The organism is Virgibacillus pantothenticus (assembly GCF_018075365.1).
Lineage (GTDB): Bacteria > Bacillota > Bacilli > Bacillales > Amphibacillaceae > Virgibacillus > Virgibacillus pantothenticus.
Genome location: NZ_CP073011.1, coordinates 4,445,193 through 4,471,966 on the forward strand (window position 1 = coordinate 4,445,193; position 26,774 = coordinate 4,471,966).

Genomic DNA, 26,774 nt, shown 5'->3' on the forward strand with positions numbered 1-26,774 from the left:
CTTATTAAGAAGAATGAAGGGAATGGTAACATGTCAATAGCGAAAACCTTTCATCATATTCCATTATCGGTGTTAGATTTAGCCCCAGTAAATGAAGGTAGTAACCCAAGTGAGTCCTTTCAGCATAGTGTACAATTAGCAAAACATGTAGAAGCGCTCGGATTCAACCGTTATTGGTTAGCAGAGCATCATAATATGCCTGGTATTGCAAGTTCAGCAACTTCTGTACTAATCGGACATATTGCTGAAAAAACAAGCCATATTCGCGTCGGTGCAGGTGGAATTATGCTTCCTAACCACGCAACACTTGTTATCGCAGAACAGTTTGGCACATTAGAATCACTTTATCCAGACAGAATTGATCTAGGTCTTGGACGTGCGCCGGGAACGGATCAAGCAACCGCTTATGCGTTGCGCAGGACGTTAAACATGCGTGTCGAAGATTTTCCAATGCAAGTGAATGAATTGCAGGATTATTTTTCAAAGGAACCAGTATCTCGCGTAAAAGCTGTCCCCGGACAAGGTTTGGATATTCCTATTTGGTTGTTAGGTTCAAGTGATTTCAGCGCAAGATTAGCAGCACAAAAAGGGTTGCCTTTTTCTTTTGCCAGTCACTTTGCTCCAGCATATACGATACCAGCATTACAATTGTACCGAGAGCAATTTAAACCATCGGAACAGCTGCCAAAACCCCATGCAATGGTAGGTCTAAACGTCATTGCAGCAGATACAGATGAAAAGGCACAATATATCGCCAGCTCCTTACAACAGCAATTTTTGAATTTGCGTCGTGGACAACCGACAAAATTACAACCACCTATAGAAAATATCGAAGCCCATTTTTCCGCATTCGAATTACAAGCAATTGAACAAACGCTTAACCCAACAACGACGATTATTGGTAATAAAGAGAAGGTCAAGCAAGGGCTGGAACATTTCTTAACGAAAACAGAGGCCGATGAAATGATTATTAGTTCGCAAATCTTTCATTTGGAAGATCGCTTGCGGTCCTTTGAAATTATTAGCGAGTTAATGGATGAGACGAGTGATGGAACTTCTTAAATGGTTGTAAATCCCAACAAGCAATGATCGGTTATAGCTAAATGGTTTCAGCACTATGAATATCCGAATATCCTGTACAGACTCATAATAAAACGGTCAGCATGAAGCATGGACCGTTTTTTACTTACATTGATTCCTTAATCCTTCTGTTTTTGTAATAGCTGTTTTATTTCCGCCTCGTTCTTTTTGTACTTCCGCCAGCTTGATATTTTTAAAATGGATCGCGTTTTAATTATATCGCAACGCTCAAATTATCCTTATATGTATCTTTCACCTAAAGCTTAGCAAGCCTTGTAAGATATCTATAATAAAACAGGTATTTATATTTTATCAATGGAACAAAGGCGCAAGCGCCCGTTTAGCAACGTAGCGAATGGAACGAATCAACTAAAGATTTAGGAATCATGCCCCTGCAACCAGGGGTATGCCGACGTCGGGCGGCAAGCCCGTTTTTAGTCGGCCTTCCTCTTTGTAACGAACCGGCGATGACTTATCGTAGGGCGCATTTCTAAAGTCGCCTAGTTGCTGGGCGCTGAAGCCGGACGTGGCTATTCGGTTATTTCATTATCCATAAGCACCTAAGTTTATACTTTCTTATTCTAGCAAAAAAGACTGATCGATAACTTATGTCTCAATCAGTCCTGTTATAGTCAAAAATATGCCGTTTCTAAATTACTTCGCTCTCACTTCTAGTTCGTTTTTTAAGCTTTTATTTTCTTCGCAACTTCAATCGTACGCCTTGCTTGATGCTTCACAGCTTCTTCAACATCTTCTACCATTTTTCCATCTTTTCCTTGCGTCACACTTACACCATACGGGTTACCACCTGATGTAAAAGCAACTTCATTCGTATAGCCTGGAGGGACGATGATTGCTCCCCAATGCATCATCGATGTATATAGAGATAATACAGTAGCTTCTTGTCCACCATGGGAATTAGAGGCAGACGACATGGCACTTACGACTTTATTGGCTGTTTTACCAGATGCCCAAAGCCCTCCTTGCATATCAATAAATTGTTTCATTTGTGCAGCAACATTTCCGAAACGAGTTGGTGTTGAGAAAATGATGGCATCCGCCCATTCAATATCATCGGAAGTAGCTTCTGGCACATCCTTTGTTTCCTCAACATGTGCTTGCCATGCTGGATTGGACGCAATGGCTGCTTCAGGCGCAAGCTCAGGAACTTTTACAAGTCTTACCTCTGCACCCGCTTCACTTGCTGCTTCTTTTGCCCAGTTTGCTAGTTGATAATTAATCCCTGTAGAACTGTAATAAATGACTGCTAATTTTACTTTTTCCATGGCGTTATCTCCTTTATGTTTCTTGCAGACTTTAACTGAAGTTCTTGTTCCAAGTAAGATGAGATATGTTTTAGGATGCTCTTCAATGTATAAGTTTATTACATAAATCACCCAAAACATACGATATATCATCATATAGCTAATAAGGTTTCATCAAACCTTGTGAACACCTTATTTATGTTCCAAACTTCCCTATTTTGCTGCAATTTATTCACAAAGTAGCTCTGTTATTTTACAACCAGGTTACTTTATGTAACAATAATAATAGATTAATATACTATTGTCAAATAATTAACTTACAAATAATAACCAAAGGGATTTTTTACTTGGCCTGTTGTTAGCTCTTACAAAACAATTTTAATATGAAGTAAGGAGCTTTAAATGGAGATGTATAAACAAACACGCCAAATTATTATTAGTTCCATTTTAAATAGCAATGTATTTTTACTCAAGCATATGACATAATGAAATAACGAATATGAAGCTGTTATGAAACGCAGTATAATTGCATATGAATGAGCAACAGATGATCACATCTTGTCTCATTATGGCAAAAAAATAAAAAGGGAGAATAGTGGATGGGAAAACGAATTTTCTACTTTATATTGACGAACGTTTTAGTGTTAGTAACGATCAGCATTATTTTTATGCTTATACCAGGAACATGGAATTATATTGGAGAAGATGGTCAATTACAGCTTGGAACGCTACTCATTTTTAGCGCCATCATTGGATTTACTGGCTCGTTTTTATCATTAGGTCTATCTCGTTGGATGGCTAAGAAAATGATGGGCGTCCACGTGCTCGATCCGAATGACAATCTAAGCCAGCAAGAACGAGAAATTGTCGACACCGTGCACCGTCTTTCTCGTTCTGCAGGTTTAATGCATATGCCTGAAGTAGGTATCTATGATGCAAAGGAAGTAAACGCCTTTGCTACAGGTCCTAGTAAAAAACGATCACTTATTGCAGTATCGAGCGGTCTGTTGCACGAAATGGATGGTGATGCTATGGAAGGAGTTATTGCCCATGAAGTTGCGCACATTGCTAATGGCGATATGGTGACGATGACGCTGTTACAAGGAGTTGTAAACACATTTGTTGTCTTCCTTGCTCGAATCGCAGCTTTTATCGTGACGCGCTTTGTAAAAGAAGAGTTGGCACCTATTGTCCATTTTCTTGCGATTTTATTCTTCCAGATTATCTTTTCTGTTCTTGGTAGTCTCATTGTATTTGCTTATTCAAGACATCGGGAGTTTCATGCTGACAGAGGAGGAGCTGACTTAGCAGGTAAAGACAAAATGCGACATGCATTGGAAGCTCTAAAAATGTATTCTAGTCGTGTACGTGAGGAAGAAAAATCAATTGCTACGTTAAAAATTAACGGCAATAAAAAAGCGTCTATCTTTTCGACACACCCAAGCTTAGATGAGCGAATTCACCGCTTATCGTAAAAACTGTATTTGGTCTGCACTGACAGAACAAAATTTTTATAAGGAGATTGAATAAACTTTCAGAATGCTATTGGTTAAAGCTGTCTGCGACTTAAGCTAGCATATGGTGATCTAAATCGATCAGAAGTTAACATTTCAAAACAGAAATATTGAGGCAAACCCGACCACCACGGAATCGGGTTTGCCTTATTTATAATGGTTTCCGCTAATCCTGTATCAAGGTTATCTGACATTTGTTCACAACCTAAAATTTATTAGCTTTACATAAAGAAGCAGATTCATTTCGGGAAAACCATTCGTTGTTAGCGGAATTCTGTAACTAGCGCTCTTCCCGTTTGCCTGCCAGTAAATAAACAGCCTCCAACGAAGGTTCCTTCCAATGATCGGTAGCCATGAATGCCGCCACCACCAAACCCCGCTGCTTCCCCTACTGCATATAACCCTGTAATCGGTTTATTGTCGTTATCAAGAACACGTCCTAATAAATCGGTTTGCAAGCCTCCTAATGTTTTCCTGCTAAGTATGTGAAGCCGAACAGCAACGGGCGGTCCATTTTTTGAATCTAATAACTGATGAGGAGCCGCAACACGAATCAACCGATCACCTGTATAATAACGAGCGCCTCGAATAGCGGTTACTTGGGCATCCTTTGTAAATCGATTGTCCATCTCCCTATCCCTAGCACGAATTTGTTTTTCAATATGTGACACGTGTAACCGTTTTTCTTTCGTTAATCGATTCATGCCGATCACTAAGTTATCTAAATTAGACGCAATAATAAAGTCTTCACCTTTATCCATAAACGCTTGAATTGGTTTAGGCGCTCCCGGTAAAGATCGCTTTAATACTTTTTTCAAACTTTTTCCTGTTAAATCTGGGTTTTGTTCTGATCCGGATAAAGCAAATTCTCGTTCTATAATTTTTTGATTTAAGATAAACCATGAATAGCTATAACCTGTGTTTTGAATTGCTTCTAGCGTACTTACCGTATCAAACCCGGGGAAATTAGGTGCCGCTAATCGATTTCCTTCCGCATCTAACCATATGGACGACGGGCCCGGCAATATACGGATACCATGTTGCGGCCAAATGGCTTTCCAATTCTTAATTCCTTCTGTATAATGCTACATGCGATCACGATTAACGACTCTTGCTCCTGCATTCTCTGAAATAGCAAGCATGCGTTCATCTACATGTGCTGGAACACCAGAAAGCATTTGTTTTGGAGGCGGACCTAGGCGTTTAGGCCAATGCTTACAAACCAAGTCCAAGTTCCCTCCTATTCCCCCGATCGCTACGACAACTGCCTCAGCTTGATAATCAAATTGGTCAATGACTTTCCTTGAACTCACTTCTCCTCTTGCAACATAACTTGCTTCAAGAATAGAATCTTTCACGCCTGATACCACACCATCATTTGTTACCAGCTCATCCACACGGTGCCTCGGTAAATACTGAATCAAACCGTTATCTATATGTGTTTGCACCCTGTCAACAAATGGCTTTACAATACCTGGTCCTGTCCCCCAAACGATGTGGAATCGTGGCACAGAATTACCGTGGCCGTCAGCCAGTTGTCCACCTCTTTCTGCCCAGCCGACAACAGGAAAAAAGCGCACTCCCATTTCATGAAGCCATGCCCGTTTTTCACCAGACGCAAACTCCACATAAGCTTCTGCCCATTTCTTTCCCCAATTGTCTTCCTTGCGATCAAATCCTGCTGTACCAAGCCAATCCTGCCATGCCAATGCACTAGAATCGGTAATCCCCATGCGACGCTGTTCTGGCGAGTCCACTAAAAATAAACCGCCAAATGACCACCAAGCTTGCCCTCCAAAAGATTGCTCTGGTTCTTGGTCCAATAATAAAACACGTTCTGTTACCATTTGCTGCTTCCGTTGCAGTAACAATACCCGCTAATCCTGCGCCGACAACAATAATATCTGCATCCACCATGATCCCCCAGCTTCTAAGCTTCTAGAAATCCACTCATGGATAAAAAATTCGATACACGGAAAGATAAAACCCTGATTTATTCGCAATTTTGCAAATTCAATTTTTAGTTACGATGTAGTAAAAAAGCATCCTGTTCTGTCTAACAAAGTTTTATTATTGTTTCTTCATTGCCTGAACACCTGTTAGATAGGTAGCCACATATGATAAATCAGGAAACACCATATCCGCATAGCGGAGATTCTTCTCTCTTTCCCCTACTAATATTGTTGCTGTACCAGCATTTTTTCCTGCTTCCATATCCTCATGGCGATCACCTACCATATAGCTCGTCGTTAAATCAATATTGTACTTTTTAGCTAAGCGAGTTATCATAGCAGCATTTGGCTTTCTGCATGCACATCCGGCATGTGGTTTATGCGGGCAATAAGCAACTGCATCAACTACTGCACCATAAAGCGCTAATTCTTCTGCCATTTTTTGATGAACTTTCGCTAATTCACCTTCTGTCATGTAACCAAGCCCAACTCCGCCTTGATTCGTAACGACAAACACGAAGTATCCTAGTTTGTTAAATTGCTTTATCGCCTCACCTACACCGGGTAACAAGTAAAAATCTTCTGGCTGATTAACAAACTTAACACGTTCTGATAATACTTCATTAATAACACCATCACGATCAAGGAAAACCCCTGATGATTGCATTTTCTCACCTCGATAAAAAATACTTCTTCAACATTACCTGGACCCACCCCGGGCTCAAAATGATCTACACTAAAGTGAAACTTCAGTTAGTGGGAATATTCTTGGAGTCCTCATTACCTGTTAGTACCGTAATGGTATGACCTAAAGACCTTTTACAAAAAGGGCATTAAGGTACTGTTATCTCCCACTTAGACTTGTTGTATGGTTCTCCAGTTCTTGAAGTGGGAATCCTTACAGCACCTTAATGCATGATAAAGAAATGATCAGGCTCATTTTTTAGATACAACAAAGGCGCGGGGCGCCCGTTTAGCAACGTAGTGGATGGAACGAATCAACTAAAGATAAAGGAATCATGCCACTAAAACTGGGGTATGCCGACGTCTGGGCGGCAAGCCCGTTTTTAGTTGGCCTTCCTCTTTGTGACGAACCGATGAGGCCTTATCGTAGGGCGCATTTCTAAAGTCGCATCGTTGCTGGGTGATGGAGCCGGACGTGACTAGTCGGTTATTTCGTTATCCACAAGCACCTAATTTTATTGTTTCCTATACAACAAAAAAGCTTCATCTCTATATAGAAATGAAGCTTATATATATTATGTCTAACCCCTTTGTTTTCATGCATCTAATCAGCCGTTATCTTTGTCCTACAAGTTCACGCATCGTACCATTTTTCGCATAATTCATATGCCAGCTAAATGCTTTTTCCAAATTATGAGGTGTCTGCCCGCCACCTTTTAACGCTTCTCTGTAATAATCCCATAATTGCTCCCGATACATTGGGTGAGCACAATTTTCTATAATTAACGGCACACGCTCTCTTGGTGCCAACCCTCTTAAATCTGCATAACCTTGTTCAGTAACAAGTACATCTACATCATGCTCGGTATGATCTACATGAGATACAAATGGAACAATACTGGAAATATCTCCTTGCTTTGCAATTGATTTGGTTACAAAAATGGCTAACCTAGCATTTCGGGCGAAGTCCCCAGAACCGCCAATGCCGTTCATCATCTTTGTTCCAGATACGTGCGTCGAATTTACATTGCCATATATATCTGCTTCCAATGCAGTATTAATTGCGATAATTCCTAAACGACGAATAATTTCCGGATGATTGGAAATTTCTTGCGGACGCATAATAATTTTGTCACGATATTTATCAAAGTTGCTAAATACCTCCTGCATTTTCCCATTCGACAGTGTAATCGAACAGCATGAGGCTACGCTTACTTTATCTGCATCGATTAGATCGAACACAGCATCCTGTAGGACTTCCGAATATACTTCCAAATCCTTAAATTCCGAATGAATCATGCCATGAAGTACTGCATTTGCCACCGATCCAATTCCAGATTGTAAGGGTGCCAACTTTTCAGTTAAGCGCCCTTGGTCAATTTCTTGTCGTAAAAAATCCAATAAGTGTCCAGCCATAATCTCTGTTTCCTGATCTGGCTGCACAATCGTAGAAGGAGAGTCCGGCTGATTCGTAAACACAATTCCTTTAACCTTATCTATATCAATTGGAATACCTATTGTGCCAATCCGATCCTCGACTTCTTTAAGCGGAATTGGCTCTCGCTCCCCTTGCGAATTCGGACTGTATAAATCATGCACTCCTTTTAGTGCTGTTGATTGTGCGGTATTAATTTCAATAATAATTGCCTTAGCATGTTCAGCAAATACAAGCGAATTTCCAATCGATGTTGTCGGAATGACCTGCCCGTCATCCGTTACCGAAATCGCTTCCAATATTGCATAATCTACCGGTTCTAATACATTCGCTCGCACCATTTCTGCTGTGTGTGAAAGATGATGATCCACAAATAAATGTTCCCCAGCATTTATTTTCTTTCGCATTGTTGGATCTGCTTGAAATGGTAAGCGTTTATGAATCATACCTGCCTCTGCCATCATTTTGTCAATATCAGAGCCTAAAGAAGCACCTGTAAACACATTGACCTTCAACTTTTCACCAGATTTGGCTCGTCGAATAAGCGCTGTTGGCACAGCTTTTACATCCCCTGCCCGGGTAAAGCCGCTTAAGCCTAGCGTCATGCCATCTTGAATCCAAGCTGCTGCCGTTTCTGCACTCACTATTCGATCATGTAAACGTGCATCACCGATTCTATCTAGTTGTTTCCCCATCCCTAGACCCCTTTCCATTTTATTAAGAATTTACAATCTATTTTATATGAAGCGCTTTCTTTTTTGCGGTTCTATGACAGAGATAGATAGAATCGGTTTGAAACAGTAAATTTATCGTTTAAAACAGCTAGTTTTAAAACCCTAGTAATTTACGAAAATAGCTGGAATATGATTGACTAACTGGAAGTTGATCCCCGTTATCCATAGCTAATAAAAAAGTGGAATGGGTATCTGGATAAATATGTGTAATATGATTTACGTTTACGATAAATGAACGGTGACAGCGGATAAAATACTCTCTCGGTAACATATATTCAAATTCCTGGAGCGCTTTTCGATGTATACCCGTGAATTCTTTCGTAACCACCCATGTTTTTCTGTCCTTTACTTCTAAATAGAGCACATCACTAAATGAGAGTGGTTTCCACCCGTCTGATGTCTTTACCGTAATGACTGATTTTCCTTCTGTTAAAGCAGGATAAATAGCCATAACACAACCTTCTAATTTATTTTGATAATGAAATGGTACAGCCATTCCATGATAAGGAATACCATACACTTGACGATCGATAAATTCAGACACCTTTTGTTCCGTCACGATTGCTTTATTTGCTAACGTACCTTCTTTGATTGGATCCCCCGGGCGAATCTTTAAATCAACACGCAGGCTTGGCCGATAGTAAATATATTCTGTCGTCGAAGTTACAGCTATGGAAATTTCATCGGAAAATAGCTCTCCAATTACGTCCAATAAAGAACTTGTAGTAAGTCTTTGCATCGTTTTATAGTTACTCCTTTATACCTCATTTCGTTTATATAAAGTGAACACTGATCATTATGGTTAATATAATTATAGCCGTTTAATAAGCTGACATGTCGCTTCATCACTGCTTTTTTAACGATTCGGTTTAAATGCATCTGGCATAACAGCTGCAATAACTTCTCCTTTAGCACAACAAACCTCATCTGCATATACTTCCGTTATCACCTTAAACTTTTTAGGATGAAGCTCCTCCACTACCCCAATCGCTTTCAGTTCTGCACCATGTGAAGTCGGTTTCATAAAATCCACTTTTAGCGAAGCAGTTACAAATCGAGGCGCTTGAGCTCCATCGCCTATGACATGCCCGTTTTTCTTATGAAGAGTCATCGAGGCAGAACCAGTACCGTGACAATCTATTAACGAAGCTAGTAACCCTCCATACACAAACCCAGGGATTGCAATATGCTCTTCGCGTGGTGTATACGTAGTCACCGTTTTCTCCCCGTCCCATACTGTTTTCAAATGAAGACCCGTTTCATTTCGTCTGCCGCATCCATAGCACCAAGCATAATCTTCAGGGTAAATATCTTGAATTGCCTTTGTTTCCAATACATCTCCTCCCTTTTTGCCTAGTATAACATAGCTATGTTGGGTGAACAGTACCTAGTTATTTGTTCATTAAAGTGTATCAACATTACTAATATTCTGTCATAAAACCAACCGGATTCAAGTGGTGACATCGTTCATCATGTTCGCTAGAATAAGCATAGAAGGGGTTGTTCAAATAAATTTACTCCGTTAAAATAGTAAGTTGGAGTTATATTTTCATGATAAGCGTTTGAACAAATTAAAAGAATTTTTAGAGATGGGGTTTTGTGGCATGAAAAAATTAGTCATATTAGGTGGGGGATATGGCGGACTGAAAGCGCTATTAGGATTACTTGACCATCAGCTACCAGAGGATGTTGAAATCACCCTTGTCGACAGGAATCCATATCATTCCGTAAAAACAGAGTTTTATACGATTGCTGCTGGTACGTCTGCAGATAAGGATGTTCGCCTCCATTTTCCAGACGATCAACGAGTTCGTTATGTTTTTGGAGAAATTGCGAAAATTGATACATCCAATGCAGCGATCTCTTTTTCCAATATGAGTGAAATCATAGCTTATGATTACCTCGTTATCGGCTTAGGATGTGAGGATAATTATCATGGCATTGAAGGAGCACAAGAATTTACCCATAGTGTACAGACGTTCTCCAATGCAAGAAAAACAGGACTTGCTGTTTGTGATTTAAAGGCATATGGAAAGGTTTCTATCGTTGGCGCCGGGTTGAGTGGTATTGAAGTAGCTTCAGAGATTAGAGAGAGTAGACCGGACCTTAATATTCGCTTACTTGATCGTGGTGCAACGGTGTTAAAAGCATTTGACCCAAAGATTCAGCAATATGTATCCGAGTGGTTCGTAGCGAATGATGTCGATGTATTGCATCATGCAAATGTCGAATATGTAGAAAAAGATGGCGTCTGTAATAATGGTGTCTGTTATGTGAACGATGTTACCATTTGGACGGCTGGCGTTAGACCAAATTATTTAGTTAGGGAGCTCCCTTTTGACAAAGATGAGCAAGAAAAAATCATTGTAAATGAATATTTTCAAGTACCAGAAAACACGAATATTTATGTAGTTGGTGACTGCGCTTCTTCGGAATATTCCCCAAGCGGCCAGCTTGCGGGTCAGCAAGGTGAACGAGTCGCTGAAGTATTATTAGCAGTACTGCAAGGCAAACAACCAAAGAAACCAAAGGAAATTAAACTAAAAGGGACATTAGGCTCGCTTGGAAAATCAGACGGATTTGGCAATATGATGCAGAAGCCATTGACTGGTTTATTACCACGGATTGCAAAATCAGGCGTCCTTTGGTTAAATAAACGTCATTAAAACAGTAACATAGCTCTGTTCACGTCTTTAAAGAACACTACCCCTTGACTAGAGAAAAAAGGAACATTTTTGGCAAATATAGGTAGTCTTTTGAAGGAAAATGTAATAAAAAGTGAAGCTTCAATCCGTGGGATTTCTTTTATCTCCTACTAGCTATTAGAAGAACAGGCAGTTTGAGCTAGGTCTATCCTCCTGGATTCACCTCGTAGGATAGGGGGGCGAGGACTCACTGGCAATTTTATGTGGGATATATGCGGGATAAGGATGATATTTTATTCCAAACAATATCGGGCTTCAAGTTAGCCTAGACTAAATGTTACGGGGAGAAACGCCTCCCCGTTGATAAAGTGAAATTTCATCCTCCACTGATAAAGTAGAAAGGCTCAAACCGCAAGCGCCGTTGAAAAGGAAGAGACGCTTTTTCTGCGTGCGATGTGTCGCTTTCGAGGCTTTCCTTGTCCTTGAAAAAGAAGAACGCTTTTTCTGCGTGCGAGGCGTCGCTTTCGAGGCTTTCCTTGTCCTTGAAAAAGAAGAACGCTTTTTCTGCGTGCGAGGCGTCGCTTCCGAGGCTTTCCTTGTCCTGTTGCAATGCCTTTTTTGCGTTCAACATCTCACAAGCCCAACGAATCGGGAATTTAGGTGCCGTTATCCCTGACTTAGACTTATTGGTATCTACTCGATCTCCCGGAAATGGGGATTTTACGAGCATCTTATGTTATAGAATAAAACATCTCAGACTCCAAGCCAACGCATTTTCAAAGATTTGGAGAAGATAAAGCCATCTCCTGTTACATCATCAGTTGTACAAGGCTTGGTGCGATAATTGATACGACCAATGCACTCATGACCATCGATATCGTGCTGACTGCACCTTCCAGCTGATTCACCTCCATAGAAGTAGCCGTCCCAATTGCATGAGAAGCACTCCCCATGCCTACACCTCTTCCTAAATAGTGATCTACCTGAAACAACCGAAATACATAATGGTGCATGAGCACACCACCAATACCTGCAATCATGACAAATATAGCAGCTAGCGGCATAACCCCGCCGATCGTTTCTGTTACCGCCATAGCAACAGGCGTTGTTACCGATTTTGGCGTTAAAGAGTAAACAATAGTTGATTCAAATCCTGCCCACTGAGCAAGCAATAGGCCTGTAGATATTCCAATAATCCCTCCGAGCAATGTTCCTGCTACTATCGGCGCAGCCACTTTTTTTAATGTATCTTTATATCTATATAAGGGGTATGCAAGTGCAACTACTGCTGGTCCGAGCAGTTCATTAATCCATTTCCCCCCAACCATATATGTCTCATAAGGGATACGAAAAGTAATTAAAACCACAATAATAAGGATGGTAGCTACTAATACAGGAGCAGTTAACGAATAATTCCATGTTCGATGAACCCATAATGCAATATGATAAATGGCAAATGTACCAAAAATAGCTAAAATGGCAATCAAAAACTCACTCATGCTTCCATTCCTTTCTACGCATCAGCCATTGGCTGAAAAATCCGGAGCCACCCATGACCAACATCGTGCTCACTAACACGATTAAAATTAATAAAGATCCTTTTCCTAAAAACAAATCATAATACTCTATAATTCCAACTGTTACGGGAATAAAAAAGAAGGCTAAATTAGCAACAATGTAATTGGCCCCTTCTTCAATCCAAGATACTCGAACGAGTTTTGTACTTAATAATAGAAACAACACAATCATTCCAATAACACTTCCTGGGATAAATAAATTCAAAGTGCGTTGTATCCAGTTACCAAATTGGAAAATGATATACAATAAGCCGATATGCACTATCATTTTTCCTGCCTTTTCCACGTTTCTTTCCTCCTTGCCATTTTCAAACGAATACTCTATATTATAGCAGTTATTTTTCATTGTTGGTAAGCGAATAGCTTCTATTAAACAAAAAAATCGGAGTAAGCGCTGTAAAAAGTAAAATTTTATGAAATCTATAAAATTTGCCAAGGCATTACTTTCTGCCTTGGCAATTTATTTTCATTAATGTCGTCTCAATCTTAGCTGGCAATTGTGAACTCCGGCGAAATTCCATTTTATAGGGGTAAATCTTCTCTTTCTTTCACATCTAAAATCGCTTCTTTTACAGATTCCCCCATGTTGGCATGCGTTTGATTTACGGTTGCATGTACTTTTGTCGGCAGCCCCCATAATTTTATAAAACCTAGTGCTGCTTCATGATCAAATGCATCATCTGCATTGTACGTCGCCAAATCAAAGTCATATAACGACTGTTCTGACTTTCGACCAACCACTTGAGCATGACCTTTGTACAATTTCACCTTCACAATTCCAGACACGTCCTTCTGCGTTTCCGAAATAAAAGCAGTTAATGCTTTCGTTAGTGGCGAATACCAAAGACCATCATAAACAGCCTGTGCCAGTTTCTGTTCAATTAACGGCTTAAACTGTGCTACCTCTCTGGTTAACGTTAATGCTTCCAGTTCCTGATGCGCAGCAATTAGCGTTACTGCTGCTGGAGCCTCATAGATCTCACGTGACTTAATTCCAACTAGTCGATTCTCTACATGATCAATTCTGCCGACGCCGTGCTTTCCTGCTATTTGATTTAATTGCAAAATAAGCTCTTGCAATGGCAGCTTTTTGCCATCTATAGAAACAGGCTTCCCTTGCTCGAAAGCAATTTCTACAATTTGCGCTTCATCTGGGGCTGCTTGCGGATCCGTCGTTAAATCAAATGCCTCTTGCGGTGCTTCGATCCATGGATCTTCTAAAATCCCACATTCATTACTCCGACCCCAAAGATTTTGGTCAATGCTAAATGGATTATCCAAATCGATCGGCACCGGAATATCATGCTCTTTAGCATAGGCAATTTCTTCTTCTCTTGACATCGCCCATTCTCTGACTGGTGCCACAATATCTAACTTTGGCTCCAACGCTGTAAAGGCGACGTCAAACCGTACCTGGTCATTTCCTTTTCCTGTACATCCATGTGCGACCGCAACTGCTCCTTCTTCTTTAGCGATTTGAACTAAAATCTTTGCAATAAGTGGTCGCGATAAAGCTGATATTAATGGATATTTCCCTTCATATAATAAGTTAGCCTGTAATGCAGGTAACACAAATTCATTCGCAAATAATGCCTTCGCATCAATTACATACGATTTCACAGCTCCTACCTGCAATGCTTTACGTTGAATAAAATCAAGATCCTTCCCTTCTCCCACATCAAGCGCAACGGCAATCACATCATAATGGTAATTTTCCTGTAACCAACGAACTGCTACAGATGTATCCAATCCACCCGAATAAGCTAAAACAATCTTTTTCTTCCCCACAACGGACACTCCTTTAACCTATCTATTATTGAAACATTATGCACTATAATGAATAAATATTCAAGAGCTATTCGTATGTTTTCTCATGAATTTTTACAATTTCTATGCGTTATTATTTTTCCTTGTTAGTGATAATGCTATAATTTAACTGTAAATAATTATTTTTTATACCACTTTTGGATATCCCTGCCGTAAACAGCATGTATCAATATCCCTAGACAGTTAAAAACGTATTTCATATACCCAAATACAAAGAACACCCTTTCAAAATCAAGCAACCCTACGATAATGAACAACAATGCATAAAAAAACTAACCGAAAGCACCCATCTGCCTTTCGATAAGAGTTGAAACTTGTCTAAAGCCCCACAGCTCACGCCGCAAAATAAATGGCGAAACGCTGGATAGAAGAAATATCATATAAAATCTATGCCAAAACAAAATTTGCACTTCCGCAGACACCAAGAAACAAAGCAACAAATTAAGGTAAGCAGATGTTGGCTTCCAGTTTGCTAGTTCCTGAATGTCTTAGCTAGACGAAGATGCCTTTCAATATCGTACGCACCAAACAAAAATTTAACTTCTTAGACAATACACCATGTTCCCTTAACATCATTAGCCCTAGCAAACTAGCAGCTTACTTGAGAATGGATTTTATAAATGTTTTTTAAACACCCCTTTTAGTGGCATAAGGTTGATATATTGAGAAAGACCCTATAGAAGAAGGAGGAAGTCGATGGATAATATAAAAGAAACGATTATTGAAGTAGTTCAATCCATTTTACCAATTACAATCGTGATTACGGTTTTACAGTTTACGCTCATTTGGTTACCAACAGAAACTTTTATCCAATTTTTAATCGGCGTTTTAATGGTAGGAATAGGTTTAATTCTATTTCTATTGGGAGTTAACATCGGGATGCTTCCTATCGGCGAAATGATAGGATCGGCCTTATCGAAAACAAAAATTATTTGGCTTATCGTGTTTTTTGGTTTTTTATTAGGTGCTGTTGTCACCATTGCTGAACCGGATGTACGTGTTTTATCAACACAGGTAGATCAAGTATCCAACGGGGAAATCTCTAAAACCATCCTTATACTAGCAGTCGCTATAGGGGTGGGAATATTTGTCGCTCTCTCATTAATGCGAATTATTTTTTCCATTCCGATTACATATATCCTTGCTGGCGGTTATGGAATGATCTTTATTTTAGCGGCTTTTACCCCTTCAACTTTTGTACCCATCTCATTTGATGCAGGTGGAGTTACAACCGGACCGTTAACGGTACCGTTTATTATGGCACTTGGTGTTGGCGTGGCATCCGTGTTAAGAGGAAAGTCAGCCTCTCAAGATGGTTTCGGGCTCATTGCTTTAGCTTCTCTTGGCCCCATTCTTTCAGTGTTAATTTTAGGAGTGATTTACGGATGAATATACACATCTTTCAGGGGTTTGGTCAAACAATGGGAGAGGTTGCCATTGCACTCCTTCCATTAATTATATTGTTTGCTATCTTTCAATTGTTTTTTTTAAAACTTAGCATGCGCAAATTACTCGACATTGCAATAGGAATCCTATTAACCTTCCTTGGGCTGTCTTTTTTCCTTCAGGGAGTCCATATTGGGTTTTTACCGATTGGAGAACAAATTGGCAAAAGTCTTGGTGCGATTAATTATACATGGATACTAATCCCAATTGGCTTTGTGCTTGGTTTTTTCGCCACTTATGCAGAGCCTGCTGTTCGCGTGCTCATCCAGCAAGTAGAAAGGGCCTCTAGCGGATACATCCCAGAAAAGGTCCTGCTCTATACCGTTTCTATTGGCGTTGGTTTATCGGTTGCGTTATCCATGATTCGTATTCTTGCCGGCTTCTCCATCTGGTTTTTTATCCTGCCAGGTTATATTCTTGCGCTGATTATGGTAAAATACTCATCGAAAACGTTCACATCGATTGCTTTTGATTCCGGAGGGGTTGCTACAGGACCAATGACCGCAACATTTATTTTAGCAATGTTTGTCGGCATTGCTTCCGTAACCGAGGGACGTGACCCATTGCTTGATGGGTTTGGCATGGTTGCACTTGTAGCTTTGGCTCCTATTTTATCTGTTTTAACATTAGGTATCTTATATAGCAGAAAGGAGAAGGAGCTGTATGTCCACAAAGAAACCGAGACAGAAACTGATCGTTACGATCGTTAAAAAAGAAAAAGCCAAAAAGGTCATACGTGCTTCTAAGGAAGCTGGCGCCCGTGGGGGGGCGATCTTATTCGGAAGAGGTTACAGAACCAATGAAAAGGAAAGATTTCTAGGTATTCCGATTGAACGGGAAAGAGAAATCATCTTAACAATCGTTGAAGAGACCATTTACCCCGAAGTGATGCAAGCAATTATCGACTCGGTTAATTTAAATAAGCCAAGGCAAGGAATCGGCTTTGTAATTGACACGAAAAAAATTACCGGAACACAGCATTTATTAGGGTTAGAAGATAATGACAACGAACCTAATGAAGGAGATGTGGAACTGAAAATGGAAGATAAAATCATGTATGATTTAATCATCACAATCGTCAATAAAGGTAACTGTGATAAAGTGGTTGACGCCTCTAAAAAAGCAGGTGCAGAAGGCGGAACGATTCTAAATGGAAGAGGCACTGGGATTCATGAAAAAGCCAAGCTGTTCAATATATTAATCGAGCCTGAAAAAGAAGTCGTCCTCACCTTAATTAGTAAAGATAAAACGAAGGCTGTCCTAGATGCCATTGAAGAAGAAGCAGAATTAAGCAGAGCTGGTAAGGGAATTGCTTTTGTAATCGATGTCGATCAAACAATCGGTATCAATCATGTGTTAAATCATATGGTTAACGAAAAATTGCATGGTAAATAAGCCATCAATAGTTCCGGCTTCAAGCAAGCCGGAGTTATTTTTTTTATAATTAGGAAGTGTGGGGAGTACCTGTATCTTTTTTTTGCACAGTGCCTATATGATGGATGATTTTAAATGCTTGCAAATTTCCTTTTATGGCTTGAGCGACGAAAAGGCTTGTTGGACGACTGTTCATCTTTTGCGAGAGTCTGAGGGAGGATTCTCCTCCTTTGCAAGCAGTCTGAGGGCTATGCGATCAGGTTCTCCTCTTTCGCGAGCAGCCTGAGGGCATGCCCCCGGGCAACGTTTCGTCTTTACGAGCGACCTGGCGACTTCCTCGTATTTATAAACGACCTTACGACAGTTGCGGACTACTTTTTCTCGTTTGCGAGCAGCTATGGCGCAACCATATGATATGGCAACGCCTTTTATTATGTCACTCCTACTTGTTGGCAATCAGCAAGCAGCGGACAACCTGAACAAATAGGTTTCATTTTACAATGCTCTTTCGCATGCCGCACGATCAATGCATGGAATTCCTTAAAGCCCTCTGTATCCAAGGGGCATTCCGACTCCACTTGAATACGGAATGCTGGTTCCTTTTCGGGAATGTCCAAACCGAATCGAGCAAAAATCCGCCGTGCATAAGCGTCAACAACAAAAACAGGATGATCGAAGGCATAAAGCAATAAAACATTTGCCGTTTCAGCACCGATGCCGTGTATCCCCATTAACTCTGTACGTAGGGCATCTGTTTCTGCATGCCGCAATTTTTCAGGCTTATAATCGTATGCTTTATACCAACGGACGAAAGCTTTTAAGCGCTTCGCTTTTTGCCGGTAAAAACCGCTTGGACGGATTGCAGACTCCAACTCCTCGATAGACATGCGCGCTATTTTCTCTGGTGTTAAATATGGAGTAAGGCGGCGCAACGCCTGCTCTACATTGTTCCAATTCGTGCGTTGAACGAGAATTGCACCCACCATCATTTCAAACACCGACTCGGCGGGCCACCACCCCTGCGGACCGTAATATTCCCATAATCTATAGTATATACGCTGAATAGCACTCATAAATAACCCTCTTTTCTATTCATTTACATTAGTTTAACAAAACTACAATATAAAGATAATTACTTACTTTTGAATCCATCTTACTCTAACCAACCTACCCTCTTTTTCTCCCGATCTATTAAGCCGTATCATCAACTTTCACCTTATTTTTGAATGTTTCTACCCTCCTTTCTTATGCACAAAAAAGACCGTTATTCCACAAAAATTTACAAAACCTTTACATTCATAACATACTCTTTTAATAATTGGCTACTATACTAGCAATTGAGAGGGATAAACCTCAACTTTATATCTACTCAAAATAGGGGAGGCAATTTTGATGAAGTTCAAGAAGTATCTTATGTTCCTTCTAATCGCTGCTCTTGCAGTAGTAATTGCAGCTTGCGGATCGGATTCGAAAGAAGGAGAAAACAAAGACAATAGCGAAGAGAAATCATCTGAAAATGCAAGCTCAGAAGGCGATTCTGAAAAAGTAGAAGGTAGCGTTGTAATTGACGGATCCGGTACGGTTTATCCTTTAATGGCTAGATTAGCAGAAGAGTACATGGGTGAAAAGCCAGACGTATCTGTTGAAGTTAGCCGCGCTGGTACTAGTGCAGGATTTGAAAAATTCTTAGTAGAAGACGGAACGGACTTTAACGATGCTTCTCGTTTAATCAAAGACGAAGAGAAAGCAAAAGCTGAAGAGCTTGGAATAGAAGTAAAAGAATTAAAAGTAGCTTTAGACGGTTTAACTATCGTTACGAACCCTGAGAATGATTGGGCTAAAGAATTAACACAAGATCAAGTAAAAGGAATCTTCCTTGGAGAATATACAAACTGGTCAGATATTAACCCTGAATGGCCAAAAGAAAAAATTCAAACTTATGGACCAAATGAAAACCATGGAACATACGAATTTTTCTATGAAAATATTTTAGAAGAGCAAGATCTAGTAAGTGATATTAACTTACAACAAGACTACTCAACTCTTGTAACACTTGTAGCTGAAGACAAAAACGCAATTGGATTCTTCGGTTTCGGATACTATGACAACAACAAAGATAAAGTACAAGCTGTAAGCATTGACTTTGGCGATGGTCCAGTAGAGCCATCACTAGACACGATTGCTGAAGACGGCGACTACGCTGGCTACACTCGACCAGTGTTCACGTACTTAAACGTAAACCATGCAAAAGAAAAGCCGCAAGTACTTGATTATGCACTCTATATCATGAACAATGTTAATGAATTCGCTGGGGAAACTGGCTTTGCTCCAATTCCTGAAGAAGAAGCACAAAGTCTAGTTAGCGATTTAGAAGCTCTAAAATAAGGTAGGAGGAACCATTAGCGGAATTTGTTTCTACTAATGGTTTCACTCTTATCTCAACAAAGAAGCGTTCACTGTAAAACATCTATCTAATTGAACCATTATTTAACCTAGAAGATGAGGGCTGCGTACGCTCTCATCTTCTTGTGAGTTATTGCTCTGGAAAGGGGGCCCCTTGATGGCACTGGACAACAAGATAGACAATCAAGACAAAAGAAGTATTCAAGATATGATTGCTAAGAAGAAAAACGGAAAAAACTTAACAAGCATAACCGAAAAGGTGATGCCAGCTCTTCTCTTCTTAATTGCTGCTGTTTCCATCCTTACTACGATTGGAATTGTCTATACACTTTTAATCGAAACCATTGAGTTTTTCAAACGTGTACCGATTATGGACTTCTTTACTGGCACTGTACTAAAACCATTAAGTCAAAATCCTGAATTCGGTGTACTGCCACTTATTAACGGTACGATTATTTCTTCCATTATTGCCATGCTCGTTGCTGGGCCGATTGGAATCATGACTGCTGTTTTCTTAAGTGAATATGCGTCTGAACGTGTTAGAAGAACACTAAAACCAATGCTTGAAATTCTTGCTGGCATACCAACCATCGTTTATGGTTTCTTTGCTTTTACATTTGTCACACCGCTTATACGCGAATTTTTTCCAAGTGTGGAAGCGACAAATATTTTAAGTCCTGGACTCGTGATGGGTGTTATGATCATTCCAATGATTGCATCGCTTTCTGAAGATGCAATGACATCTGTTCCCAACGCAATGCGTGAAGGTGCACTTGCATTAGGATCTACCAAATTAGAGGTTACATTTCGCGTCGTCATTCCCGCCGCGCTTTCTGGAATCATTGCATCCTTTGTTCTTGGTATTTCCCGTGCAATTGGTGAGACGATGATCGTAACTATTGCCAGCGGAAGCTCGAAAAACTTTACTTTTGATATTACCCAATCTATGCAAACAATGACAGCTTATATTGTCGAAGTATCCGGTGGAGAAGCACCCGCTGGTTCAACCATTTATTACAGCTTATACGCCGTTGCCATGACGTTGTTCGTATTTACGCTTATTATGAACCTATTAGCAAGATATGTCTCTCGTAAGTTCAGGGAGGAATACTAAAATGAAATATGTGGATACAAACCAAGTTCAAAAAAATATGAATGGTCGTTTACTAAAAAATAATATATTAAAGTCTGTGTTCTTTCTTGCTACCATTTTCGGCTTAATCGTTCTGGCTGTGTTAATTATCCGTGTTATTATCCAAGGTGCTAGCTGGATCAATATGGATTTTTTAACAAATAAATTATCTACTTCTCCTGACCGTGCCGGGATTATGGGTGCAATTTTAGGAACGTTTTGGCTCATGGTCGTCGTCATTCCTGTGACACTTATTCTCGGTGTAGGTACAGCCATCTATTTAGAGCTGTATGCGAGAAAAGGGCGTTTTCAATCTTTTATTCAAACAAACATTGCCAATTTAGCCGGTGTACCATCCATTGTTTACGGAATTCTCGGGATGACTATCTTTGTCCGTGCCCTTGATTTCGGGAACGTTGTATTAGCAGGTGGTCTAACTATGTCATTGCTGGTCCTTCCGATTATTATTGTCGCGGCCCAGGAATCTATTCGCGCAGTTCCGCAACACCTAAGTGAAGCATCTTACGGTATGGGAGCTACCAAATGGCAGACGGTAAAAAATATAATTCTCCCTGCCGCATTACCCGGTATTTTAACAGGGTCCATCCTATCTCTATCCAGAGCCATTGGAGAGACAGCACCACTCGTTGTTATCGGTATTCCTGCTTTACTCATTCCTTTTCCTGGTGGGATTATGGACAGATTTACGGTGCTTCCAATGCAAATATATTACTGGACGATTGATTCTTCCTTAGTTGAAGAATATGCAAACTTAGCTGCGGCAACGATCATCGTATTGCTCGTATTGCTCTTTCTTTTAAATGCGACAGCCATCGTTATCCGTAATAAGTTTCAAAAGCGATATTAAAAAGGAGTGAACTAAATGGCTACGTTAACGAAGCCCAATGTGAACATAAAGAATCATGCGAATACAGAACAAAAGTCAATTACAGAAACCGTAGCGACGACAAAGCAAAACGTGAATAAAAAAATTGTTTACGATACGAAAGATTTAAACCTATGGTATGGCGAAACGCATGCTTTAAAAGACATTAACCTGTCCATTTACGAGAAAGAAGTAACAGCGATTATTGGCCCATCCGGATGCGGAAAATCAACGTATTTGAAGACGTTAAATCGCATGGTTGAACTCGTTCCTAGTGTTAAGACTTCAGGTGTCATTACGTATAAGGATAAGAGCATCCTGGATAAATCTTTTAAAGTAGAAGATTTACGCACAAGAGTCGGGATGGTATTCCAAAAGCCGAACCCATTTCCAAAATCGATATATGATAATATCGCCTACGGTCCAAAAATACACGGCATTCGCAACAAAAAAATTCTCGATGAAATCGTGGAAAAAAGCTTGCGTGGCGCTTCTATCTGGGATGAAGTAAAAGATCGTTTAAAAGAAAATGCATACGGACTTTCCGGTGGACAGCAGCAACGTATCTGTATTGCCCGCTGTTTAGCTATTGAACCAGATGTGATCTTAATGGATGAGCCGACTTCAGCACTTGATCCAAAGTCAACCTTACGTGTGGAAGAACTCATTCAAGAGTTAAAGAAAGACTACTCTATCGTCATCGTTACACACAATATGCAACAAGCTGCACGCATTTCCGACCGTACCGCATTTTTCCTTAATGGAGAAGTGGTGGAATATGATGAAACAGATACGATCTTCACGAACCCAGCGGACAGTAGAACGGAAGATTATATTTCTGGTCGCTTTGGTTAAAAATCAATATCTTTTTCGAAAGCTTACTTAGGTACGAATAGCTTTTCACGCGTGAAAAAGCTGTTTCTAACCCCTTTAACGAAAAATAAACGTAGAAACAATACCTCCCCATTTATAAATAAAAAATCCTGTTCCATGATGGAGCAGGATTTTTCGTGTATTGTTTACAAATGGACTACTCTTTCCGTTATTACTTAGCTAAAAAGGTTTCAACTAGTTGAATACAAGTTCAGCGCAAGTACATAGGAACAAAACTATAAAGTAAATTTTCTTATCTTGTCCCCTAATGTTGTTAGTTCCACAAGAATGAGACTTAAAGGGACCTGAACAGAATCGGGAATTTGATTTGCAATTCGATGCTCCGTTTATCCTCTGAATTCACATCGTAGGAATTACAGGGCAGGTCTTGCTGCCAGTTACATGTGGGGCTTCAAAAGCTAGCATAAGTAAGCGATGTGTAGTGCTATACCGTTAATATATATGCGACGTTAGCAATAAAATAAGCTGCTTATTTTATCAGCATGTTTTACAACTAAGCTATAAAGTGAATCTTCAATCAGTAGGGGCTTCATTCATCCCCTACTGATGGTTAGATGAACGAATCGGGCTTTAGGTGCTGTTATCTCCCACTTAGACCAGTACAGATTATCCAACTCCTAAAGTGGGAGCCTTTACAGCACCTTATATACGGGATAAAAACAACGATAGTTCTTTTATGAGACGTCGATAATGATGTCTATACCTTTATGAAATATTGAATTGCTTCGTATGCTGTGACAAGACCGCGGCTATTTCAGTCAAGCGTTTGCCAACCTGTTGGTTTGTCTTGAGCTGGGTTACTTGTTCATCACTAGTTGTCAGCATTTGTTCCGCACTAGCCAAATTTTCCTGCGAAACAGAAGAATAACTAATCGCCGCCTCCTCTAACCCCGGCAACATCTTTCCTACCGCTTGTACTTCTTCTTTCATGACTCGTAATTGCTTCCCAACCTGTCCGATTTCCTGTAGTAATTCATCAAACGACACTTTTGCTGCTTCTGACATCGTTAACGTCGTCTTCGTTTTCGCAAGCATTTGATCAAATTCTTTTACAGCTGAGGCTGTATTTCCTTCCATACTAGTAATAGTGGCGGTAATCTCTACTGCCGCCTCTGACGATTGCTCCGCTAGTTTGCGCACTTCCTTGGCAACGACGGTAAATCCCTTTCCAGACTCGCCTGCGCGGGCTGCTTCAATACCAGCATTTAACGCCAATAATTTCGTCTGCTCCGCAATTCCTTGTATGATATCAACTAGTTTCGTAATAGCTTTGGAATCATTCCGAACACTATAAATGGTATTCGTCAAATGTGTAAAGTCCGACTCAAAGGAAGTGATCGTATCAATTAGCTCGCCAATATGCCGTTCACCCGTTTCTGCCGATTGATTCATCACTTGTGAACTTTGATCCAATTGTTCCATCTGTACCATTGTTTGCTCTACATTTCCCTTCATAGTATGAAAACGTGCCATACTCTCTTCTGAACTCGCTGCTGTCTGATCCGCTCCGTCCTTTACGACATGAATTGCCTGCTTCAGCTGCTCACCAGAATATAAGCTTTCGGCTGCTGAAGCTTGCAACTCTGCCCCAGCCTCATTTAAATCCCCTGTCGTTGCCTTGATATCTTTAAGTAACGTGCGCATATAATGGATCATCGTCGTATAACTTTTATGTAAAGATATGAACTCAGGCAATGTCGTCTGTAATGAGTCTGGTTCCTTCATTTCCCCTGACCGTACTTCCCGCATCGTCTCCCGCAAAACGCCGAGCGGCTTCGTTAAACTACGAACAAACCAGGCAATCACTACACTCGCGATCATGGTACTGATCAAACTAATGATTACCGTATCAACAGCCATTCCCTTTACTGGCCCCATATAGGAAGAAGTGGGCACAAGCAGTACATACATTCCTTTAATCTCTTTCATTTCCTGAAACGTTAGTGTATAGTCCTTTCCCGCAATTTTTTTATGTAAAAGCCCATGCTTTTTCTTTTCTAATTCTTTAACCAACATTTTTGAAATCGTCGGCAGCTTTCCCTCGCTTTCTTGAAGTGGTACAACTTCTCCTGACTCTATGTAAAAGTATTCAGAAGGTATCCCTTCTTCAGCCAGCTTCTTTTTCTGTTTACGAACATTCGCATTTAATTGCTGTCGAAAATACTCGTCATCACTCACATATAAAAACTTAAGATTTTCTGCAATATACCCCATCAGTTCCGTCTCGCGCTCCAATCGATTTTCAATAGAAGATGTTGCCATCTTCTTCGCCTGTACGTAAGAGCTAATTCCTACAGCCGTCACTGAAAGAAGTAATAACACAATAAATAAAATCAACAATCTGCTCCACAAACTAAATTTAGTTTGGATGTTTTTGGCGAACGAAAAGAAGCCTTTTAGCCAGAATTGTCTATGTTTACCCAAACGAAATACCCCCTACTTTATACCTAAATTTACTCTTAGTATATCAATTGAATGTTAAGGGAATGTAAAAAAATAGTGACGGTTGAAAGAATTTGTTATGCGTTGTCCTAACATTATATACGACATCTTTTATAATCTTCACTTTATAAAATGATCCTTTAATCAGTGGGGGTTTTCCTTCATCTTTCACTGATTGTTAGAAGAACGAATTGGAATATTTAGGTGCTGCTATCTCCCTCTTAGACTCGTTGCAGTATGGGTTACAAGTTCTTGAAGTGGGAGTCTTACAGCAACTTATATGCGGGATAAAATTTATATGTATGGAAAAATATCATATAACCTATAATTAACTCTTAATAAGGTTTTAAACAGCTTGCTCAATGGTCCACGTGTTTTATCGGTAACCAAGTTTTCATTATTTCCAAGCAATTTTTCATGCTTGGAAAAGACATAGCTTTAAAAAATGCAAAATGCTTGGTTACATGGAAAAAGCAAGTGAGACATATCCCACTTGCCCTGCAACACTAGTAATAAAACTATTCTGTTCAGATATGATTAATTTTAACGCTTCCGTTTTTGCCGAATTTTCAAAAACGTCGTATGCTTGTAACATATCTTCAAATGGAAATCGGTGTGTAATCAGCTTTTCAGGCTGCAATTTCTTCGATTGAACTGTTTTCAAGAGCATTGGAGTGGTACTCGTACTCACCAATCCAGTTGTTAAACGAATGTTTTTAATCCAAAGTTCTTCAAGGTGGGAATTCAACTGATGTTCCGTGAACCCCTAATACCGGAATCGCTCCACCTGGCTTAATAATTTGTTGGCAAATTTCAAATGTGGCCGGCACTCCGACTACTCCCATTGCAACATCTACACCTTGCCCACCTGTTAATTCCATAATTTTCTCTACTGCTTTTCCGTCAGAACTGTTAATCGTCTGCGTCGCACCAAATTTTTTAGCTACTTTAAGTCGATGTTCGTCCAAATCAACCATTATTATTTCTGCAGGTGAATAAAATTGTGCTGTTAGCAATGCAGCCATACCAACTGGACCAGCTCCAATAATCACTACCGTTTGTCCAGGCTGAACCTGTCCATAGAGCACACCTATTTCAAAACCAGTTGGAAGAATATCACTTAACATAACTAAAGCTTCTTCATCTGACCCATCAGGAATGTGATATATAACCACCTTTTAACATGAAAGCTAGCATAAGCTCTAATCGGTTCTATATGATAAACATGCTACTTCCTTTTTTGCTCATTAACGTATTCGTTTGGTTCTCCCTCCCCATAGCTGTTGCTATTTTTGTATGGGCTTTTTCGTCCATTGCGATGCTCTCCATGGTTTTGTGTTTCCTTAAATTGCCGTTGTTTATCTGTCAATTAAACTCTTCCTTTCCACATATAAATGTTATTAAAAAGTATTGGTAAAAATGATATATGACTTTCGTCGCTTTCGTATAGCTTTCACCAAATGATGCTTCCCTATTCTCATTGT

The 26,774-nt window shown here is 40.0% G+C and carries 22 protein-coding genes and 2 pseudogenes; 10 read left to right on the top strand and 14 right to left on the bottom strand.

Annotated features, from left to right (window positions below; genetic code table 11):
* Window positions 1–30 precede the first annotated feature (30 nt).
* On the top strand, window positions 31–1,062 hold the full coding sequence (locus KBP50_RS20525) for an LLM class flavin-dependent oxidoreductase (protein WP_050350835.1): 1,032 nt from the start codon (window positions 31–33) through the stop codon (window positions 1,060–1,062).
* 701 nt (window positions 1,063–1,763) lie between these two features.
* Here KBP50_RS20525 and wrbA read toward each other — a convergent pair.
* Entirely contained in the window at window positions 1,764–2,366 is a 603-nt protein-coding gene (wrbA, locus tag KBP50_RS20530) for an NAD(P)H:quinone oxidoreductase (RefSeq protein ID WP_050350834.1), read from the bottom strand.
* Between the two features lie 578 nt (window positions 2,367–2,944).
* Between wrbA and htpX the strand changes: the two genes are divergently transcribed.
* A complete protein-coding gene (gene htpX, locus KBP50_RS20535) occupies window positions 2,945–3,820 on the top strand; it encodes a protease HtpX (protein ID WP_050350833.1) in 876 nt (291 codons plus the stop codon).
* Window positions 3,821–3,894: 74 nt separating this feature from the next.
* On the opposite strand, the gene KBP50_RS20540 is transcribed toward htpX, so the two are convergent.
* From KBP50_RS20540 to KBP50_RS20565, 6 genes and pseudogenes are all read right to left on the bottom strand, one after another.
* Window positions 3,895–4,053, bottom strand: a complete 159-nt coding sequence (locus tag KBP50_RS20540) for a hypothetical protein (RefSeq protein WP_156875306.1) — start codon at window positions 4,051–4,053, stop codon at window positions 3,895–3,897.
* Between the two features lie 69 nt (window positions 4,054–4,122).
* Window positions 4,123–5,773: pseudogene (locus KBP50_RS20545) on the bottom strand (FAD-binding dehydrogenase).
* Window positions 5,774–5,929: 156 nt separating this feature from the next.
* Entirely contained in the window at window positions 5,930–6,478 is a 549-nt protein-coding gene (locus tag KBP50_RS20550; protein ID WP_050350832.1) for a D-glycero-alpha-D-manno-heptose-1,7-bisphosphate 7-phosphatase, read from the bottom strand.
* Window positions 6,479–7,110: 632 nt separating this feature from the next.
* Entirely contained in the window at window positions 7,111–8,625 is a 1,515-nt protein-coding gene (locus KBP50_RS20555; RefSeq protein WP_050350831.1) for a succinyl-CoA:acetate CoA-transferase ScpC, read from the bottom strand.
* Window positions 8,626–8,758: 133 nt separating this feature from the next.
* Window positions 8,759–9,403 carry a LytTR family DNA-binding domain-containing protein gene (locus KBP50_RS20560; protein ID WP_050350830.1) on the bottom strand — a complete coding sequence of 215 codons (645 nt, stop codon included), beginning with the start codon at window positions 9,401–9,403 and terminating at the stop codon, window positions 8,759–8,761.
* A gap of 117 nt (window positions 9,404–9,520) precedes the next feature.
* Window positions 9,521–9,997 (bottom strand): PaaI family thioesterase, encoded by a 477-nt coding sequence (locus tag KBP50_RS20565; protein WP_050350829.1) that lies wholly within the window; start codon window positions 9,995–9,997, stop codon window positions 9,521–9,523.
* Window positions 9,998–10,268: 271 nt separating this feature from the next.
* On the opposite strand from KBP50_RS20565, the gene KBP50_RS20570 reads away from it, so the two are divergent.
* A complete protein-coding gene (locus tag KBP50_RS20570; RefSeq protein WP_050351162.1) occupies window positions 10,269–11,330 on the top strand; it encodes an NAD(P)/FAD-dependent oxidoreductase in 1,062 nt (353 codons plus the stop codon).
* A gap of 355 nt (window positions 11,331–11,685) precedes the next feature.
* Here the strand turns inward: KBP50_RS20570 and KBP50_RS20575 are convergent, their stop codons facing one another.
* The 4 genes from KBP50_RS20575 to KBP50_RS20590 form a co-directional block, all read right to left on the bottom strand.
* Window positions 11,686–11,940 carry a hypothetical protein gene (locus tag KBP50_RS20575; protein ID WP_210967608.1) on the bottom strand — a complete coding sequence of 85 codons (255 nt, stop codon included), beginning with the start codon at window positions 11,938–11,940 and terminating at the stop codon, window positions 11,686–11,688.
* A gap of 178 nt (window positions 11,941–12,118) precedes the next feature.
* On the bottom strand, window positions 12,119–12,808 hold the full coding sequence (locus tag KBP50_RS20580) for an LrgB family protein (protein WP_050350827.1): 690 nt from the start codon (window positions 12,806–12,808) through the stop codon (window positions 12,119–12,121).
* Window positions 12,801–13,172: a CidA/LrgA family protein gene (locus KBP50_RS20585; protein ID WP_232231369.1), complete on the bottom strand. Its 372-nt coding sequence runs from the start codon at window positions 13,170–13,172 to the stop codon at window positions 12,801–12,803. The genes KBP50_RS20580 and KBP50_RS20585 overlap by 8 nt, the downstream gene beginning before the upstream one ends.
* A 236-nt stretch (window positions 13,173–13,408) precedes the next feature.
* Window positions 13,409–14,674, bottom strand: a complete 1,266-nt coding sequence (locus KBP50_RS20590; protein ID WP_050350826.1) for an argininosuccinate synthase — start codon at window positions 14,672–14,674, stop codon at window positions 13,409–13,411.
* Window positions 14,675–15,409: 735 nt separating this feature from the next.
* Here KBP50_RS20590 and KBP50_RS20595 point away from each other — a divergent pair.
* From KBP50_RS20595 to KBP50_RS20605, 3 genes are read left to right on the top strand one after another with little or no spacing between them, the layout of a single operon-like run.
* Window positions 15,410–16,102: a DUF1538 domain-containing protein gene (locus tag KBP50_RS20595; RefSeq protein ID WP_050350825.1), complete on the top strand. Its 693-nt coding sequence runs from the start codon at window positions 15,410–15,412 to the stop codon at window positions 16,100–16,102.
* A complete protein-coding gene (locus KBP50_RS20600) occupies window positions 16,099–16,869 on the top strand; it encodes a DUF1538 domain-containing protein (RefSeq protein WP_050350824.1) in 771 nt (256 codons plus the stop codon). Before KBP50_RS20595 ends, KBP50_RS20600 begins: the two co-directional genes overlap by 4 nt.
* On the top strand, window positions 16,823–17,554 hold the full coding sequence (locus tag KBP50_RS20605; protein WP_050350823.1) for a P-II family nitrogen regulator: 732 nt from the start codon (window positions 16,823–16,825) through the stop codon (window positions 17,552–17,554). Before KBP50_RS20600 ends, KBP50_RS20605 begins: the two co-directional genes overlap by 47 nt.
* 410 nt (window positions 17,555–17,964) lie before the next feature.
* Here KBP50_RS20605 and KBP50_RS20610 read toward each other — a convergent pair whose 3' ends face one another.
* Window positions 17,965–18,606, bottom strand: a complete 642-nt coding sequence (locus tag KBP50_RS20610) for an endonuclease III domain-containing protein (protein WP_050350822.1) — start codon at window positions 18,604–18,606, stop codon at window positions 17,965–17,967.
* Window positions 18,607–18,925: 319 nt separating this feature from the next.
* Here KBP50_RS20610 and KBP50_RS20615 point away from each other — a divergent pair, with 319 nt between their 5' ends.
* From KBP50_RS20615 to pstB, 4 genes are all read left to right on the top strand, one after another.
* Window positions 18,926–19,918, top strand: a complete 993-nt coding sequence (locus KBP50_RS20615; RefSeq protein ID WP_072741403.1) for a PstS family phosphate ABC transporter substrate-binding protein — start codon at window positions 18,926–18,928, stop codon at window positions 19,916–19,918.
* 226 nt (window positions 19,919–20,144) lie between these two features.
* The gene (gene pstC, locus KBP50_RS20620; protein WP_373314152.1) at window positions 20,145–21,050 is read left to right on the top strand and encodes a phosphate ABC transporter permease subunit PstC; all 906 of its coding nucleotides are present in this window, start codon (window positions 20,145–20,147) and stop codon (window positions 21,048–21,050) included.
* 1 nt (window position 21,051) lies between these two features.
* Window positions 21,052–21,936 carry a phosphate ABC transporter permease PstA gene (pstA, locus tag KBP50_RS20625; protein WP_050350819.1) on the top strand — a complete coding sequence of 295 codons (885 nt, stop codon included), beginning with the start codon at window positions 21,052–21,054 and terminating at the stop codon, window positions 21,934–21,936.
* A 15-nt stretch (window positions 21,937–21,951) separates the two neighbouring features.
* Window positions 21,952–22,809 carry a phosphate ABC transporter ATP-binding protein PstB gene (gene pstB, locus KBP50_RS20630; RefSeq protein WP_050350818.1) on the top strand — a complete coding sequence of 286 codons (858 nt, stop codon included), beginning with the start codon at window positions 21,952–21,954 and terminating at the stop codon, window positions 22,807–22,809.
* A 744-nt stretch (window positions 22,810–23,553) separates the two neighbouring features.
* Here pstB and KBP50_RS20635 read toward each other — a convergent pair.
* Window positions 23,554–25,272, bottom strand: a complete 1,719-nt coding sequence (locus KBP50_RS20635; protein ID WP_050350817.1) for a methyl-accepting chemotaxis protein — start codon at window positions 25,270–25,272, stop codon at window positions 23,554–23,556.
* Window positions 25,273–25,819: 547 nt separating this feature from the next.
* Window positions 25,820–26,459, bottom strand: a pseudogene (locus KBP50_RS20640) (zinc-binding dehydrogenase); the annotation flags it as partial.
* Window positions 26,460–26,774: the final 315 nt, after the last annotated feature.

Bases quoted from the DNA above. Each gene is read 5' to 3' on its own strand.
- KBP50_RS20525 (WP_050350835.1), top strand. From the start codon at position 31: ATGTCAATAGCGAAAACCTTTCATCATATTCCATTATCGGTGTTAGAT.
- wrbA (WP_050350834.1), bottom strand. From the start codon at position 2,366: ATGGAAAAAGTAAAATTAGCAGTCATTTATTACAGTTCTACAGGGATT.
- htpX (WP_050350833.1), top strand. From the start codon at position 2,945: ATGGGAAAACGAATTTTCTACTTTATATTGACGAACGTTTTAGTGTTA.
- KBP50_RS20540 (WP_156875306.1), bottom strand. From the start codon at position 4,053: ATGTCAGATAACCTTGATACAGGATTAGCGGAAACCATTATAAATAAG.
- KBP50_RS20550 (WP_050350832.1), bottom strand. From the start codon at position 6,478: ATGCAATCATCAGGGGTTTTCCTTGATCGTGATGGTGTTATTAATGAA.
- KBP50_RS20555 (WP_050350831.1), bottom strand. From the start codon at position 8,625: ATGGGGAAACAACTAGATAGAATCGGTGATGCACGTTTACATGATCGA.
- KBP50_RS20560 (WP_050350830.1), bottom strand. From the start codon at position 9,403: ATGCAAAGACTTACTACAAGTTCTTTATTGGACGTAATTGGAGAGCTA.
- KBP50_RS20570 (WP_050351162.1), top strand. From the start codon at position 10,269: ATGAAAAAATTAGTCATATTAGGTGGGGGATATGGCGGACTGAAAGCG.
- KBP50_RS20575 (WP_210967608.1), bottom strand. From the start codon at position 11,940: ATGTTGAACGCAAAAAAGGCATTGCAACAGGACAAGGAAAGCCTCGGA.
- KBP50_RS20580 (WP_050350827.1), bottom strand. From the start codon at position 12,808: ATGAGTGAGTTTTTGATTGCCATTTTAGCTATTTTTGGTACATTTGCC.
- KBP50_RS20595 (WP_050350825.1), top strand. From the start codon at position 15,410: ATGGATAATATAAAAGAAACGATTATTGAAGTAGTTCAATCCATTTTA.
- KBP50_RS20600 (WP_050350824.1), top strand. From the start codon at position 16,099: ATGAATATACACATCTTTCAGGGGTTTGGTCAAACAATGGGAGAGGTT.
- KBP50_RS20605 (WP_050350823.1), top strand. From the start codon at position 16,823: ATGTCCACAAAGAAACCGAGACAGAAACTGATCGTTACGATCGTTAAA.
- KBP50_RS20610 (WP_050350822.1), bottom strand. From the start codon at position 18,606: ATGAGTGCTATTCAGCGTATATACTATAGATTATGGGAATATTACGGT.
- KBP50_RS20615 (WP_072741403.1), top strand. From the start codon at position 18,926: ATGAAGTTCAAGAAGTATCTTATGTTCCTTCTAATCGCTGCTCTTGCA.
- pstC (WP_373314152.1), top strand. From the start codon at position 20,145: ATGATTGCTAAGAAGAAAAACGGAAAAAACTTAACAAGCATAACCGAA.
- pstA (WP_050350819.1), top strand. From the start codon at position 21,052: ATGAAATATGTGGATACAAACCAAGTTCAAAAAAATATGAATGGTCGT.
- pstB (WP_050350818.1), top strand. From the start codon at position 21,952: ATGGCTACGTTAACGAAGCCCAATGTGAACATAAAGAATCATGCGAAT.